At 73.3% G+C, this 14804-nt stretch carries 13 protein-coding genes; 8 read left to right on the top strand and 5 right to left on the bottom strand.

Translation table 11 applies throughout. The annotated features are described in order from the left end of the window. The first annotated feature begins 3 nt into the window (after window positions 1-3). Entirely contained in the window at window positions 4-654 is a 651-nt protein-coding gene (locus EXE59_RS11775; protein WP_246056732.1) for a CDP-alcohol phosphatidyltransferase family protein, read from the top strand. Next, window positions 654-1112 (top strand): VTT domain-containing protein, encoded by a 459-nt coding sequence (locus EXE59_RS11770; RefSeq protein ID WP_135839076.1) that lies wholly within the window; start codon window positions 654-656, stop codon window positions 1110-1112. The genes EXE59_RS11775 and EXE59_RS11770 overlap by 1 nt, the downstream gene beginning before the upstream one ends. A gap of 19 nt (window positions 1113-1131) precedes the next feature. Here EXE59_RS11770 and EXE59_RS11765 read toward each other — a convergent pair whose 3' ends face one another. The 4 genes from EXE59_RS11765 to EXE59_RS11750 all read right to left on the bottom strand — a co-directional run bounded on the left by EXE59_RS11765 (window position 1132) and on the right by EXE59_RS11750 (window position 5308). Further along, on the bottom strand, window positions 1132-2325 hold the full coding sequence (locus EXE59_RS11765) for an ABC transporter permease (RefSeq protein WP_135839075.1): 1194 nt from the start codon (window positions 2323-2325) through the stop codon (window positions 1132-1134). Continuing rightward, entirely contained in the window at window positions 2322-3203 is an 882-nt protein-coding gene (locus EXE59_RS11760; RefSeq protein WP_135839074.1) for an ABC transporter ATP-binding protein, read from the bottom strand. The genes EXE59_RS11765 and EXE59_RS11760 overlap by 4 nt, the downstream gene beginning before the upstream one ends. Window positions 3204-3284: 81 nt before the next feature. Continuing rightward, the gene (locus EXE59_RS11755; protein WP_135839073.1) at window positions 3285-3953 is read right to left on the bottom strand and encodes a response regulator; all 669 of its coding nucleotides are present in this window, start codon (window positions 3951-3953) and stop codon (window positions 3285-3287) included. Next, window positions 3953-5308: a sensor histidine kinase gene (locus EXE59_RS11750; RefSeq protein WP_135839072.1), complete on the bottom strand. Its 1356-nt coding sequence runs from the start codon at window positions 5306-5308 to the stop codon at window positions 3953-3955. Before EXE59_RS11750 ends, EXE59_RS11755 begins: the two co-directional genes overlap by 1 nt. A gap of 185 nt (window positions 5309-5493) precedes the next feature. Here EXE59_RS11750 and EXE59_RS11745 point away from each other — a divergent pair, with 185 nt between their 5' ends. Together EXE59_RS11745 and EXE59_RS11740 are read left to right on the top strand one after the other, a co-directional pair. Then, window positions 5494-6810, top strand: a complete 1317-nt coding sequence (locus EXE59_RS11745; RefSeq protein WP_135839071.1) for an HNH endonuclease — start codon at window positions 5494-5496, stop codon at window positions 6808-6810. Next, the gene (locus EXE59_RS11740; RefSeq protein WP_135841256.1) at window positions 6807-7100 is read left to right on the top strand and encodes a YnfA family protein; all 294 of its coding nucleotides are present in this window, start codon (window positions 6807-6809) and stop codon (window positions 7098-7100) included. The genes EXE59_RS11745 and EXE59_RS11740 overlap by 4 nt, the downstream gene beginning before the upstream one ends. 62 nt (window positions 7101-7162) lie before the next feature. On the opposite strand, the gene EXE59_RS11735 is transcribed toward EXE59_RS11740, so the two are convergent. Continuing rightward, window positions 7163-8362, bottom strand: a complete 1200-nt coding sequence (locus EXE59_RS11735) for an acyl-CoA dehydrogenase family protein (RefSeq protein WP_135839070.1) — start codon at window positions 8360-8362, stop codon at window positions 7163-7165. Between the two features lie 130 nt (window positions 8363-8492). Here EXE59_RS11735 and EXE59_RS11730 point away from each other — a divergent pair, with 130 nt between their 5' ends. The 4 genes from EXE59_RS11730 to EXE59_RS11715 all read left to right on the top strand — a co-directional run bounded on the left by EXE59_RS11730 (window position 8493) and on the right by EXE59_RS11715 (window position 14738). Beyond that, window positions 8493-9521: an iron ABC transporter substrate-binding protein gene (locus EXE59_RS11730; protein ID WP_135839069.1), complete on the top strand. Its 1029-nt coding sequence runs from the start codon at window positions 8493-8495 to the stop codon at window positions 9519-9521. 92 nt (window positions 9522-9613) lie between these two features. Beyond that, window positions 9614-11089: an ABC transporter permease gene (locus EXE59_RS11725; protein ID WP_425464536.1), complete on the top strand. Its 1476-nt coding sequence runs from the start codon at window positions 9614-9616 to the stop codon at window positions 11087-11089. Further along, on the top strand, window positions 11086-12150 hold the full coding sequence (locus EXE59_RS11720; RefSeq protein ID WP_135839068.1) for an ABC transporter ATP-binding protein: 1065 nt from the start codon (window positions 11086-11088) through the stop codon (window positions 12148-12150). The genes EXE59_RS11725 and EXE59_RS11720 overlap by 4 nt, the downstream gene beginning before the upstream one ends. Continuing rightward, window positions 12147-14738 (top strand): AMP-binding protein, encoded by a 2592-nt coding sequence (locus EXE59_RS11715; protein WP_135839067.1) that lies wholly within the window; start codon window positions 12147-12149, stop codon window positions 14736-14738. The genes EXE59_RS11720 and EXE59_RS11715 overlap by 4 nt, the downstream gene beginning before the upstream one ends. Window positions 14739-14804 lie beyond the last annotated feature (66 nt).

The raw sequence follows: 14804 nt of genomic DNA, 5'->3' as shown, positions 1-14804 counted from the left end.
ACCGTGGGGAGCGGGGAGCAGGGCGGGCACGGGGGCTGGTCGGCACAGCCGGTGGCCGACCCGGAGAACCGGTACGGCGTGCGCGTCGAGCGGCTGCTGACAGGCGCTACCGTCATCACCGCGCTCCGCACCGTCGTCTCGGTGGTCCTGGCCGCCGTCGCCGCCCACGAGCAGAGCCTCTCCCTGCTGGTCGCCGCCCTCGTCGTCTACTGGGTCGGCGACATGCTCGACGGCTTCTACGCGAGGGTCCGGGACTGCGAGACCCGCATCGGCGCGGTCCTCGACATCATGTGCGACCGCTTCAACGCGGCCGCCTTCTACATCGGCCTCGCCTGGCTCCAGCCCGACCTGTCGCCGGCGATCTTCGTCTACCTCGCCGAGTTCATGGTCGTCGACTTCTTCCTGTCGATCGCGTTCCTCGCCTGGCCGGTGCGCAGTCCCAACTACTTCTTCGTCGTCGACCGGCCGACCTGGCTGTGGAACTGGTCCAAGCCCGCGAAGGCCGTCAACAGCGCGCTCTTCGCCGTGCTGCTGCTCGTGACCGGCTGGATGTGGGTCGGGCTGGCGGTCGCCACGGCCCTGCTGGTCCTCAAGTGCGTCTCGCTGCACCGACTGGTGCGGATCGGACTTCCCGTCCCCGGGGCCGTCGGCTGATGCTCTTCTGGAGCGTGCTGGGCGCGTCGATCGGCTCCGCCCTGCTCCCGCTGATCAACATCGAGGCCATCCTCGCGGTGGCCGTCACCCAGGCCCCGCACCACATGTGGGGCCTGGTCGTCGCGGCCACGATCGGGCAGATGCTCGGCAAGATCCTCTGGTACTGGGGCGGCATGCACGTCGACCGCGCACCGTGGGTCCACCGGCAGCTGCAGAAGCCGAAGGCGCGCGCGTCCCTCGAGACGTGGCACGCACGCGCCGAGGGCCGCCCGTGGTTCACCGCCGGGCTGCTCTTCGTGTCGGCGAGCACCGGCATCCCGCCGTACGCCGTCACCGCCGTGCTGGCGGGCACCCTGGGCGTCCCGTTCTGGATCTTCATGCTCACCGGCCTGCTGGGGCGGGGCTTGAGGTTCTGGGCCGTGGTGACGGGGACCTCGTCGCTCGTCGACCTGTTCTGAGGTCCCGGTCCGCCGGGGGCTACTCGGACGCGGCCCACGCCTGGCGCAGGCCGACCCGCCCACCGGTCTGCAGCAGCGCGCGGCGGTAGAGGCGCTCACCGATCCGGACCGTGACGGCGGCGAAGACGGCGAGCAGGCCCAGGGCGAGCAGCGGCTCCCACCACTCCACGCCGCCGGCGAGGATCCGCTTGGGCATCACGACCGCCGAGACGGGCGGCACGTAGGACGCGATCACCTGGGCGCGACCCTCCAGCGAGACGCCGCCGAAGAACATCACCAGCATCAGCATCGTCAGCGGGGTCGAGGTCGCCTGGAGGTCCTCCGTGCGCGAGGCGAGCGAGCCCGCCACCGCCCACAGGCAGGCCAGGGCGACGAAGCCGGCGAGGAAGAACCCGATGAACCAGGCGGTCGGCCCCGACAGCGCCGGCACGTAGGACTTGTAGGGCGTGAACGACAGCCCGACGAGGCCCACCGCGAGGTAGACGAGGAGCTGGATCATGGCCAGGGCGGTGTTGCCGAGGACCTTGCCGGCCAGCAGGTGCCGCAACGGGATCGCGGCGGCGATGATCTCGACGATGCGACTCTGCTTCTCCTCGATCACCGAGGAGGCCAGCTGCATGCCGAACACCAGCGCCGCGAAGTAGAACAGGAAGACGAACACGAAGCCGACCGCCTGGGCCACCGCCGCCTTCTCGGCGTCGCCGCGCAGGAAGTCGGTCGTCACGGTGCTGCCCGCCTCGAGCGCCTCGACGGAGGTGCCCGCGCGCTCGGCGTTGTCGGCCAGGACCTGCTGCCGTACGACGGCGCGGGCGACAGCAGTCAACGAGTCCTGCTCGCTCGACTCCGACGTCAGCTGCCAGCCCTCGCCGTCGGGGTGGAGCCAGGCGTCGGCCTCGTCCTCTCGCAGCGCGGACTCCGCGGCGGCCTCGTCGTCCACCTCGACGACCGTGACCTCGACCTTGTCGTCGACCTCCGGCGCAGCATCGGCGACCACCTCCGCCATCGCGACCGCGTCGGGCGTCGCGGCGAGGGTGACCCGGTCGGTCCGCTCGTCCTGCCAGGCCGAGAAGCCGATGAAGCCCGCGATCAGCACCACCATGAACGCCGTGCCGAGCAGGAAGGTCTTGTCGGTGATCCGCGAGACGACCTCGCGGCGGGTGACCAGGAGCCAGGCAGGGTCGGTGTTCGTCCCGGTGTTCTTCTCGGTGCTCATGCGGTGGCCTCCCGGTAGATCTCGCTGAGCGCGGGGCGCACCCGCACGAACTCGTGCACGTCGCCCCGACTGGTGGCCTCGGCGACGAGGCGCTGCTCGGCGCCGTCGTGGCGGACCTCGACGAGCGCGGTGCCGCCGTCGAGGTCGAGCACCTCCAGCCCGCGCTGGTCGCGCACCCAACCGGCGTCGCCGCCGAGGACGAGACGGAAGCGCGGCACCCCCGCGTCGCGCAGCTCCGTCACCGTCCCGGCGGCGACCCGGCGTCCGTCGGCCAGCACGACCAGGCGGTCGCACAGGCGCTCGACCAAGTCGAGCTGGTGGCTGGAGAAGAGGACGGGGATCCCGTCGCGGGTGTACTCGCGCAGCAGGTCGACCATCGAGTCCACCGCCCTCGGGTCCAGCCCCGAGAACGGTTCGTCGAGGACGAGCGCGGCGGGCCGCGGCAGCACAGAGGCGATGATCTGCACCCGCTGCTGGTTGCCCAGCGACAGCTTCTCCAGGTGGTCCTTCGTCCGCTCCCCCAGTCCGAAGCGCTCCAGCAGCCCGGTCACCTGGGTCCGCGCCGCGACGCGCTCCAGGCCCTTGAGCTGGGCGATGTAGACGAGCTGGTCGAGGATCGGCTGCTTGGGGTAGAGCCCGCGCTCCTCCGGCATGTAGCCGAACGTGCGGCGGTCCAGCCGGGTGATCGGCCGGCCCTGCCACAGCACCTCCCCCGAGTCGATGCCGAGCACGCCCATGACCATGCGCATGGTCGTGGTCTTGCCCGCGCCGTTGCCGCCGACGAAGCCGGTCATCTGCCCGGCCGGCACCTCGAACGACACGTGGTCCACGGCGGTGTTGTCACCGAACCGTCTGGTCAGCTCCCGGATCTCCAGCATGGCGACGACGCTAGTGAGCCGGACGCCCCACCGGATCCCCCGCGCGACGGAACCTCCGGGTGGAGACCCCGCGCGGGCTGCTCACTCCTCCGTCGGGAGGATGAGGCCGGCCTCGTACGCCCAGACGACCGCCTGCACCCGGTCGCGCAGGTGGAGCTTGGCGAGCACGTTGGAGACGTGGGTCTTCACCGTCGCCTCGCCGAGCACGAGCTCGGCGGCGATCTCGCCGTTGGACCGCCCCCGCCCGAGCATCACGAGCACCTCGCGCTCGCGGGCGGTCAGCCGCGTGAGCCCGGCCGGTTCCGGACGCGCGGCCGGGGCGTGCTCCCCCGTCATCCGTCCGATGACGCGCCGGGTCACCTCCGGCGCGAGCAGTGCGTGGCCGCGACCGGCGGCGCGTACGGCGTCGAGGAGCTGCTCGGGACCGGCGTTCTTGAGCAGGAAGCCGCTGGCGCCGGCGCGCAGGGCGTCGAAGAGGTAGTCGTCGCGGTCGAAGGTGGTCACGATGACGACGTGGCCCAGGTCCTCGGCGACGAGGTGGCGGGTGGCCTCGATGCCGTCCATCCGCGGCATCTGGACGTCCATCAGGACCACGTCGGGCCGCGTCGCACGGGCTGCCTCGAGGGCCTGGAGCCCGTCGGCCGCCTCCCCCACCACCTCGACGTCGTCCTCGACCGAGAGCACCATCGCGAAGCCGGACCGGACCATGGCGTGGTCGTCGACGAGCAGGACCCGGAGCGGCGCCTCCATCACGAGATCCCGAGCGGGTAGCGCACGCGCACCCGGTAGCCCCCGGTGACGCGGGGACCGATGTCGACCTGGCCGTCGTGGGTGGCGGCGCGCTCGCGGATGCCGAGCTGGCCCAGCCCGCTGCCGGACGTGCCGTGGCGGGGCCGGCCGTTGTCGACGACCTCCACCTCGGCGTACGCCGCGGACTCGTCGACGCGGACCACGACGGACACCGCGTCGGCGGTGCTGTGGCGGCGTACGTTGGTGAGCGCCTCCTGCACCGTGCGGTAGACCGCGAGCCCGATCCCGCGCGGCAGCCGGCCCGCCGCCTCCGGCTGGGCCTCCACCACGTCGAGGGAGACCGTGAGGCCCTGGCCGGCCACCTCGGCGACGAGGTCAGGGAGGTCGCCGACGCCCGCGTCCGTCGTCCGCGCCCCCGCGGGTCCACCGGCCCCGCCCTCGCCCACTCCTTCGCCCACTCCTTCGCCCACTCCTTCGCGCAGGGTGCCGAGCAGTCCGCGCATCTGCGCGACCGCGTCGCGTGAGGCCTCCTCGACGTTGGCGAGGGCCGTACGCGCGGCGTCGGGGTCGCGGTCGAGCACGCGGCGCGCGGCGCCGGCCTGGATGCCCATCGCGGAGACGCCGTGGGCGACCACGTCGTGCAGCTCGCGGGCGATGCGGAGCCGCTCGTCGACGACGGCCTGCTCCCGCAGCCGGCTGGCCTGGCCGGCGATGGTGGTGGCCTGCTCCTGCAACCGGTGGCGCTGACGGGCCGCGCGCCAGGAGACGCCCCCGCCGACGATGGCGCCACCGAAGTAGATCGCGTTGACGACCAGCGTGATCGCGACCGCCGCGGGGATCTGCGGGAAGAGGCCGATCCGCTCGGTGCCCAGCTCCTCGTCGACCCACTCCTGTGCTGCCGAGCCGACCGCGAACTGCCAGCCGATCCAGGCGAACATGAAGAGCACGATCACGCTGACGGTGATGACCATGGCGCGCCGGTCCCGCGCCCACGCGACGCCGGAGAGCAGGGCGAGGAAGTAGACGATCTGCAACGACGCCTGGCCCATGACCTGCGGCATCGTGACGCCGGCGACGAACATGTGCCCGGCGGCGAGGAGTGCCACCGCCAGCGGCCAGCGCCGGCGGCCGAGGAGCAGCGCCGCGCCGCTCGCGACCGCGAGCCACTGCGCCCACACCGGGACGTCGGTGTGCTCGAACCCGCCGGCGCTGCGTACCAGCTCGAGGGCGAGCAGGCTGACCGCGGCGACGCTCGACGCCAGCACGACGTCCTGGCGCCCGAGGCCGGGCCGCGGACGCTCCCACGCGTCGTCGACGCCGAGCCAGGTGAGGACGCGCTGGCTCGTGCTGGGCATGGGGCGAGGGTAGGGCGCGGCCCGTGGCCTGGGATCCGTCGGGAGGTGGAGATGCGGCGTACGGTCGCCGCGACCCACCGTTGCTGTCCGACGCCGGTAGCCAGGAATCGTCCACACTCGGCCTGTGCGCACGACTGTCCACAGGCCACTCGGTGACTGTCGGTGCCCACTGATTGAGTGGAGCCATGACCACGACCCAGCCCCTGACCGCAGCCGCAGTCGCGGCGATGCGGCGCGAGGTGCAGGTGTCGCTCGACGCGTCGAGCGGGCTGGACGACGCAGGGCGGATCGACCTCATCCGAGCACTCGAGGAGCTCGTCTGCACGGCCACCGCGGCGCAGGCCGCGCACGCCGCTGACCTGGCGGAGTCGGTCGAGGCGGACCACGCCGGCCTCGGCGTCCCGGCCGCTCGACGGGGCCAGGGCGTCGGGTCGATGGTCGCCTTGGCTCGCCGCGAGTCGCCGCACCGCGGCCAGCGCCACCTCGGGCTGGCGCGGGTCGTGCGCAGCGAGCTCCCCCACACGTGGGCTGCCTGGCGGTGCGGCCGGATCACCGAGTGGCGAGCCACGCTGATCGCACGCGAGACCGCGTGCCTCTCGCTCGAGCACCGCCTCGCGATCGACGATCTGCTGGCCGCCGACCACGACGCGCTCGAGGCGATGAGCGACCGGCAGGTCGTGGGTCGTGCACAGTCGGAGGCGGCGCGACTTGACGCCGATGCGGTGACGGCCCGCCGGCGCAAGGCCGAGTCCGAGCGCCGCGTGTCGACCCGGCCCGCTCCCGACACGATGGTCTGGCTGACCGCGCTGCTTCCCGTCGCCGAAGGCGTCGCCGCCTACGCCGCGCTCACCCGCGACGCCGACAGCGCCCGCGCGCAGGGCGACCCGCGCTCCAAGGGCCAGGTGATGGCCGACGAGCTGGTCGACCGCATCCTCGGCCGCAGGCGGACAGGGGGCGCCGACCGCTCCATCGACCTCAACCTCGTCATGTCCCACGAGGCGCTCCTCGGCACGGCCGACGACGAGGCTCGCCTCGCCGGTTTCGGTCCGATCCCGGCCGAGCTGGCCCGCGAGATCGTCGCCCGGTCCCTCGGCGACGGCGAGGAGGTCTGGCTCCGCCGGCTCTACGCCTCGCCGACCACCGAAGAGCTCGTCGCGGTGGACAGTCGGGTCCGCCTCTTCCCCGCTGGGCTCGCCCGCCTCATCAGGCTGCGCGACCAGCTCTGCCGCACGCCGTGGTGCGGTGCTCCGATCCGCCACGTCGACCACGTCGTGCCGCACGAGGCCGACGGGCCCACCAGTGCCGCCAACGGCCAAGGACTCTGCGAGGCCTGCAACTACGCCAAGCAAGCACCCCGCTGGCGGGCCAGACCCGGGCCGGGCGGCACCGTGACCACCACGACCCCGACCGGCCACTCCCTCACCACCAGACCGCCGCCGATCGCGACGGTCACGCGCCGCGACCTCCCGGTCCTGACGATCGACTACGTCCTCGCCAGCTGACCGAGATCGGTGGCGCGTGGCTGGTCTGGCAGGGCGTGCGCGAGCACCGCGGCTGGCTGTGGGTCGGCGCGGGCGTGGTCGCGCTGGGTCTCCACGGCTTGGTCGCCACGCTGCAGCCAGATGCTCACTTCGGACGGATCCTGGCGGCGTACGGCGGGGTCTTCGTGGCCGGCTCCCTCGCCTGGGGCATGGTCGTCGACGGCTTCCGTCCGGACCGTCACGACGTCGCGGGCGCGATCATCTGCCTCGTCTTGGTCGCGGTGATCATGTACGCCCCGCGACCCGTGTGACGGCGTGACGCGACACGTCGCCGGCTCGACCGAGGATCAGGACCAGTGAGCGGCCTCGCGCCTCACTCGACCGGCAGGCCGAGCCCCCGCGCGATGAGCATCCGCTGCACCTCGGAGGTGCCCTCACCGATCTCGAGCACCTTGGCGTCGCGGTAGAACCGCACGACCGGGTACTCCTCCATGAAGCCGTAGCCGCCGAAGACCTGCGTGGCGATCCGCGTCGCGGTGACCGCCGACTCCGTGGCGTACAGCTTGGCGACCGCGGCGGCCTGCTTGAACGCGGCCGTCGACACCGACGACGAGCCGGCGTCCATGGCGTCCTTCATCGCGGCCGCCTTGTAGGTCAGCAGGCGCGACGCGTCGAGCATCACCTGCAGGTCCGAGACCTGGAAGGCCAGGCCCTGCTTGCGCCCGATGGGGCCTCCGAAGGTCTGCCGCTCGCCGGCGTACTGCACGGACATGTCCAGGCACGCCTGGATGCAGCCGACCGCGAGGGCCGCGATCGCGACCCGGCCGTCGTCGAGCGTCGCGAGGAACTGGGCGTAGCCGCGACCGCGCTCGCCGAGCAGGTTGGCCTCGGGCACGCGCGCGTCGTCGAAGGACAGCGGGTGGGTGTCGGAGGCGTGCCAGCCGAGCTTGTCGTAGGCCTTCTCGGCGGTGAATCCGGGGGTGCCGGACGGGACGATGATCGTGGAGATCTCCGGCCGGCCGTCGGCCCGCTCACCCGTACGCGCGGTCACGGTCACCAGCGAGGTGATCGAGGAGCCCGAGTTGGTGATGAACTGCTTGGCGCCGTTGACGACCCACTCGCCGTCGTCGAGCACGGCCTTCGTCTTCGTCGCCCCGGCGTCGGAGCCGGCACCCGGCTCGGTGAGGCCGAAGCCCGCGATCGCGTCGCCGGAGACGAGGTCGGGCAGCCAGGTCTTCTTCTGCTCGTCGGTGCCGAAGGTCAGGATCGGGTTGATGCCCAGGCCCACCGCGGCCTCGAGGGTGATGCCCATCGACTGGTCGACGCGGCCGATCTCCTCGATGGCGATGCACAGCGAGGTGAAGCCGCCGTCCTCGCCGGCCATCCCGGCGCCGCCGAACTCCTCCGGCGCCGTCAGTCCCATGAGCCCGAGCGCGCCCATCTTCTGCACGACGTCGGTCGGGAAGTGGTGGTCGCGGTCCCACTGTGCGGCGTGCGGCGCGATCTCGGCCTCGGCGAAGTCGCGGACGCTGCGGCGGAACTGCTCGTGCTCGGGGGACAGCTCGAAGGTCATGCCTCGCACGATAGCGCCAGGGGGTTAGCGATCGCTAACCCCCGTGAGACCAGCATCACTGGCGCGATTCACCGACGGCGCCCCGACGGGGCTAGAGTTAGGCGAGCCTAAGCAAAGTAAGGACGCCCTTGTGACGACTCCCCCGCGCCGCGCCACCCCCCGTACGGCTGCCGCCCTCGCCGGCACCCTGCTCGCCGCCTCCGCCCTGTCGGGCTGCGGCGTCTTCGGCTCTCCCGACCTGGTCGTCTACAACGCCCAGCACGAGCAGCTGCTCGACGAGATCATCCCGCTGTTCGAGGAGGAGTCCGGCCTCGACGTCGAGCTCCGCAACGGCAAGGACCTCGAGATGGCCAACCAGATCGTCGAGGAGGGCGAGGACTCGCCCGCCGACGTGTTCCTCACCGAGAACTCGCCCGCGATGAGCATCGTCGATAACGCCGGCCTGTTCGCCGAGCTGCCGGAGTCCGCGACCGCGACGATCCCGGACGAGTACGTCCCCGCGGGCCGCACGTGGACCGGGTTCCTGGCCCGCTCGACCGTCGCGATGTACAACACCGACTCCATGACCGAGGCCGACATGCCCGCCTCGATCCTCGACTTCGCCGACCCGGAGTGGGCGGGCCGCGTCGCCTTCTCCCCCACCGGTGCCGACTTCCAGGCGATCGTGTCCGCCGTCCTCGAGCTCGAGGGCGAGGAGGCCACCGCCGAGTGGCTGGAGGGCCTGAAGGCCAACGGCGTGATCGTGCAGAACAACCTGGTCGTCATGCAGTCGGTCGACTCCGGCGAGGTCGACGCCGGCATCGCCTACCACTACTACTGGTACCGCGACCGCCAGGAGAACGGCACCGACTCCGACAGCTCGGCGCTCCACTTCTTCGGCGACCAGGACCCCGGCGCGTTCCTCAGCATCTCCGGCGCCGGCATCCTCGCCAGCAGCGAGCACCAGGACGCCGCCGAGGAGTTCATCACCTGGCTCACCGGCACCGAGGCCCAGCAGGCGATGGCGGAGTCGTACGCCCTGGAGTACCCGCTCAACCCCGACGCCAGCCTCTCGCCCGAGGTCAAGCCGTTCGACGAGCTCGAGCCGCCGGCGGTCGACGTGGCCGGCCTCAACGGCCCGCAGGTGACCGAGCTGATGACCGCGGCAGGCCTGCTCTGACCACGGTCACCACCCGGACCGGCACCGGGACCGACCGCCGCACCCCGCCGCTGCTGCTCGCGGCGGGGGCGGCTGTGGCTGTCCTGACACTGGTGCCGTTGGCCTACGTGGCCTCGTACGTCGTGGTGATCGGTCCCGTCGACCTCTGGCAGCTCCTGGCCCGGCCGCGGATCGCCGAGCTGCTCCGCAACACCATCACCCTCGCGGTGGCGTGCATGGCGGCGACCGCCGCGCTCGGCGTCGCGCTCGCGGTCGCCGTTGAGCGCACCGACCTGCCGGCACGCCGCTTGTGGCACGGCCTGCTCGTGGCGCCGCTCGCGGTGCCCGCGTTCGTCAACGGCTACGCCTGGGTCTCCCTCGACCGCGGCATCCAGGGATTCGGCGGCGCGTTCGCGGTCGTCACGCTGTCCTACTACCCGCTCGTCTACCTCCCAGTCGTGGCGATGCTGCGCCGCCTCGACCCCGCGCTGGAGGAGACGGCGTTCTCGCTCGGCCACTCGCGCGCCCGCACCTTCCGCACCGTCGTGCTGCCGCAGCTGCGTCCCGCGCTGCTCGGCGGGGCCCTGCTCGTGGGCCTGCACCTGCTCGCCGAGTTCGGCGCGCTGTCGCTGCTGCGGTTCCCGACGTTCACGACCGCGATCTACGACCAGTACGGCTCGACCTTCAACGGGGCGGCCGCGACCGCCATGGCCGGCGTCCTGGTGCTGCTGTGCCTGGTCCTCCTGCTGGCCGACCTGCGCCTGCGCGGTGACCGGAGGTACGCCCGCGTCGGTCGCGGCGCCGCCCGTACGGCCGTCCCGCTCGCGCTCGGCCCCTGGCGGCTTCCGGTGCTCGCGACCGTCGGCGCCGTGGTCGTCCTCGCCCTGGGCGTGCCCGCCTTCTCGCTGCTGCGATGGCTCGTCGCCGGCACCTCGACGGAGTTCCCCGTGGCCGAGCTCACGGCAGCCCTCGCCGCCACGCTCGTCCTCGCGCTCGCCGGCGCGGTCGTCACCACCCTGGCCGCGATCCCCGTCGTCTGGCTCGCCGTGCGCCACCGCGGGTGGGCGAGCACCGTGATCGAGCGCAGCACCTATGTCGCCAACGCGCTGCCCGGCATCGTCGTCGGCCTCGCGCTCGTGGTCGCCTCGTTGCGCCTGGTGCCGGTCGTCTACCAGACCGCCGGGCTGCTCGTCGCGGCCTACGCCATCCTCTTCCTGCCCCGCGCCGTGGTGACCGTGCGCGCCGGGCTCGAGCAGGCGCCCGTCGTGCTCGACGACGTCTCCCACAGCCTCGGCCTCGGCACCCTGGCCACGGCCCGACGGGTCACCCTGCCGCTCATCGCCCCGAGCCTGGGTGCCGGCGCGGCGCTGGTCTTCCTCGCGATCTCCACCGAGCTGACGGCCACCCTGATGCTCTCCCCGATCGGCACGAGCACGCTGGCCACCGAGTTCTGGTCGGCCTCGTCCGAGCTGCGCTACGGCGCCGCCGCCCCGTACGCCCTGCTGCTCGTGCTGGTCTCGATCCCCGCCACGGTGCTGCTGATGCGCACCGACAGCCCCGCCGCCCGCACCGAGACGGTTCCCGCATGAGCTCCCTGACCATCACCGGCGTCACCAAGGCCTTCGGCACCGGGCCCGAGGCCACTCGCGCCGTCGACGACGTCACCCTGCACGTGCCGCACGGCTCGTTCACCACGGTGCTCGGGCCGTCCGGCTGCGGCAAGACGACCCTGCTGCGCCTCATCGCCGGCTTCCTCCTGCCCGACGCGGGCAGCATCGCGTTCGGCGACACCACGGTCGCCGGCGACGGCGTACGTCCGGTCCCGCCCCAGTCGCGCCACGTCGGCTACGTCCCGCAGGAGGGGGCGCTGTTCCCGCACCTCGACGTCGCCGCCAACATCGCCTTCGGCCTTCCCGCGGCCGCGCGCGGCAGCCAGGAGGGGCGCGACCGCGTGACCGAGATGCTCGACCTCGTCGAGCTCCCCTCCCACTTCCGCGACCGGCGGCCCGACGAGCTCTCCGGCGGGCAGCAGCAGCGGGTCGCGCTCGCCCGCTCCCTCGCACCCCAACCGGCCGTCGTGCTCCTCGACGAGCCGTTCTCGTCGCTCGACGCGAGCCTGCGCGGCACCACCGCCACCGCCGTGCGCCGGGCGCTGGCGGCCACCAACACCACCGCGCTGCTCGTCACCCACGACCAGAACGAGGCGCTCTCCCTCGCCGACCAGGTCGCCGTCATGCGCGGCGGCCGGCTCGTGCAGTCCGCGCCACCGAGCGAGGTCTACCTCTCGCCGAGCGACCCGCAGGTGGCGGAGTTCGTCGGTCGTGCGGTGGTGCTGCCCGGCACCGCGACCGACGCCCACGCCACGTGCGCGCTCGGGGAGGTCGTGCTCTCGGAGGCGGCCACCGGGCCGGTCGCGCTGATGATCCGGCCCGAGCAGGTCTACGTCGACCTCGCCCACGCCGACGGCGTGCGCGGCTCGGTCGAGGAGGTCAGCTACTACGGCCACGACTGCGCGGTCCGGGTTCGCCTCGACGACGGCACCTCGGTGCTCGCCCGGATGGCGGGCGTACGCCACCCGTCCGCGGGCGACATCGTCCACCTCCGCGTGACCGGGCTGGTCCGCGCCTACCGGCCCGCGGGTGCGCCGTGACGCTCACGTCCCCCTCCCCGGCACTCCGGCCCGCACCCGCCACCCGTACGCCCACCGACTCCGGGCCGGTCCTCGACCACGCGCGGTTCGGCGACGCCCCGGCGGTCGTGGCAGGCAGCACTGTCCTCAGCCACGCCGACCTCGCCCGCCGGGTCGCCGACCGCGCGGCGACGTGGGGGCCGGCGCGACGCCTGGTGCTGGTCGAGGGTGCCAACGACCTGGACTCCCTGGTCGCCTACCTCGCCGCCCTCCAGCACGGCCACGTCGCGCTCGTCGTGCCCGACGCCCGCCCCGACCAGCGCGACGCGACGATCGCCGCCTACGACCCCGACGTCGTGTGCACCGCGTCGGCGCCCGACGACGTGCGCCGCCCCCTCAGCGCCCACGAGCTGCACCCCGACCTGGCGCTGCTGCTGAGCACGTCGGGCACCACCGGCTCCCCGAAGCTGGTGCGGCTCTCGCGCGCCAACGTCGCCAGCAACGCCGCCGCCATCGCCGACTACCTCGCGCTGACACCGGCCGACCGGGCGATCACCGCCCTGCCGCTGCACTACTGCTACGGCCTGTCGGTCCTCCACTCCCACCTCGTCGCGGGCGCGAGCGTCGCGCTGACCGACCTGAGCGTCGTCGACGAGTGCTTCTGGGAGCTCTTCGCCCGTGCCGGCGCGACCACCCTCGCCGGCGTCCCGCACACGTTCGACCTGCTGGCGGCCAGCGGCTTCGAGGACCGCGACCTCCCCACCCTGCGCCAGGTGACCCAGGCCGGCGGCCGGCTCGCCCCGGACGACGTACGCCGCTGGAGCCGGCTCGGCCGCAGCCGCGGCTGGGGCCTCGTCGTGATGTACGGCGCCACCGAGGCGACCGCCCGGATGGCGTGGCTGCCGCCGCACCTCGCCGAGGACCACCCGGGCGCGATCGGCGTCGCGATCCCCGGCGGCACGCTCCGCCTCGACGAGTCCGCGGACGAGCGGCCCGGCGTCGGCGAGCTCGTCTACACCGGCCCCAACGTGATGCTCGGCTACGCCACCACCCCGGCGGACCTGGCGCTCGGCCGGGTCACCACCGAGCTGCGCACCGGCGACCTCGCCCAGCAGCACGACGGCCTCTTCGAGGTGGTCGGTCGGCGCAACCGCCGCGGCAAGGTGTTCGGGCTCCGCATCGACCTCGACGCCGTCGAGCGGCGGCTGCGCGCCGACGTCGACCGACGCGCCCGGGTCGTCGCCACGGACCGCGCGGTGCACGCGTTCGTCACCAGCGGTCGTGGGAGCGGCGCCGCGCGGACGCTGGTCGCCGACCACTGCGGCGTACCTCCCCACGCCGTCCGGGTCGCCGTGCTGCCGCAGGTCCCGCACACCTCGTCCGGCAAGCCCGACTACGCCGCGCTGGCGGAGCTGGCCGCGCTGGAGGAGCAGGCCGGCGAGGTCGACCGGCCGGCCGCCGCCGACCCGGTCCGCGCCGACGTCGTGCGCGTGCTGGGGCGGCCCGACGCCACCGACGCCGACTCCTTCGTGGACCTCGGCGGCGACTCGCTGTCCTACGTCGAGCTCTCCACCCGGCTCGGCGCGCACTTCCCCGACGGGCTGCCCGCCGGCTGGCACACGCACCCCATCGGCGAGCTCGAGCGCCTCGCGGCGGCCGCGAGGGCCGCCGGGGCCGCTGGAGCCGACAGGCGCCCCGCGTCGGGACGCCTGTCGCGGCTCGACACGACCGTCGCCCTGCGCGCGCTCGCGATCCTCTTCGTCGTCGCCAGCCACGTCGACCTCGTCGCGCTCGAGGGTGGTGCGCACCTGCTGCTCGCGCTCGCGGGCTTCAACTTCGCGCGCTTCCAGCTCTCGGCGACCGGCGGTCCCCGCACCCGCCTGCGCCACGGCCTCTCCGGCCTCGCGCAGCTGATCGTCCCGTCGGTGCTCTGGGTGGGCGGGGTCGCCCTCCTGCTCGGCACCTACGACCTCGCCACCGTGCTGTTCGTCCGCGAGGTGGTCAACGGCTCGGAGTGGGACGACCAGTGGCAGCTGTGGTTCCTCGAGTCGCTGGTGTGGCTGACCGTCGCGGCCCTGGCCGTCACGACCCTCCCGGCGCTGCACCGGCTGGAGCGGCGTACCCCCTTCCACTTCGCCCTCGGCGTGCTGGCCGTCACCACGGTCGCCCGCGTCGTCGAGGTGGGGTGGCGCGCCGGCCCGACCGAGCGCTACACGATCCTCGTCGTGGCCTTCTTCTTCGCCCTCGGCTGGGCCGGGGCGCGGGCGACCTCGACCCGCGAGCGGTGCCTGGTCACCGTCCTGGGGGTCGTGATGACCGTCGGCTTCTTCGGCCAGCCGCACCGTGAGGTGATCGTCCTGGGTGGGTTCCTGATGATGCTCTGGGTGCCACACATCCGGCTGCCGGCCCCGCTCGCCCGGGCCGCCGGAGCGCTCGCCGGCGCGAGCCTGTTCGTCTACCTCACGCACTGGCAGGTCTACCCCCCGCTCGAGGACGCCGGCCACCAGTGGCTCGCCCTTGTGGCGTCCCTCACAGTCGGGATCGCCTACTCGCGCATCGTGCGTCCGGTGCATCAGGCTGTCGGTCGCGCCGCGCTCGGATCGCGGTAGCCTGCCGAGCGGTACGCCCTCCAGCTTCCCCTCGCCGCCCAGCCCACTGCACCGCCAGGAGTCCTC

The organism is Nocardioides eburneiflavus, from assembly GCF_004785795.1.
In the GTDB taxonomy this organism is placed as follows: domain Bacteria; phylum Actinomycetota; class Actinomycetes; order Propionibacteriales; family Nocardioidaceae; genus Nocardioides; species Nocardioides eburneiflavus.
This window is presented reverse-complemented; position numbering and strand designations above follow the sequence as displayed.

Bases quoted from the DNA above. Each gene is read 5' to 3' on its own strand.
- EXE59_RS11770 (WP_135839076.1), top strand. From the start codon at position 654: ATGCTCTTCTGGAGCGTGCTGGGCGCGTCGATCGGCTCCGCCCTGCTC.
- EXE59_RS11765 (WP_135839075.1), bottom strand. From the start codon at position 2,325: ATGAGCACCGAGAAGAACACCGGGACGAACACCGACCCTGCCTGGCTC.
- EXE59_RS11760 (WP_135839074.1), bottom strand. From the start codon at position 3,203: ATGCTGGAGATCCGGGAGCTGACCAGACGGTTCGGTGACAACACCGCC.
- EXE59_RS11755 (WP_135839073.1), bottom strand. From the start codon at position 3,953: ATGGAGGCGCCGCTCCGGGTCCTGCTCGTCGACGACCACGCCATGGTC.
- EXE59_RS11750 (WP_135839072.1), bottom strand. From the start codon at position 5,308: ATGCCCAGCACGAGCCAGCGCGTCCTCACCTGGCTCGGCGTCGACGAC.
- EXE59_RS11745 (WP_135839071.1), top strand. From the start codon at position 5,494: ATGACCACGACCCAGCCCCTGACCGCAGCCGCAGTCGCGGCGATGCGG.
- EXE59_RS11735 (WP_135839070.1), bottom strand. From the start codon at position 8,362: ATGACCTTCGAGCTGTCCCCCGAGCACGAGCAGTTCCGCCGCAGCGTC.
- EXE59_RS11720 (WP_135839068.1), top strand. From the start codon at position 11,086: ATGAGCTCCCTGACCATCACCGGCGTCACCAAGGCCTTCGGCACCGGG.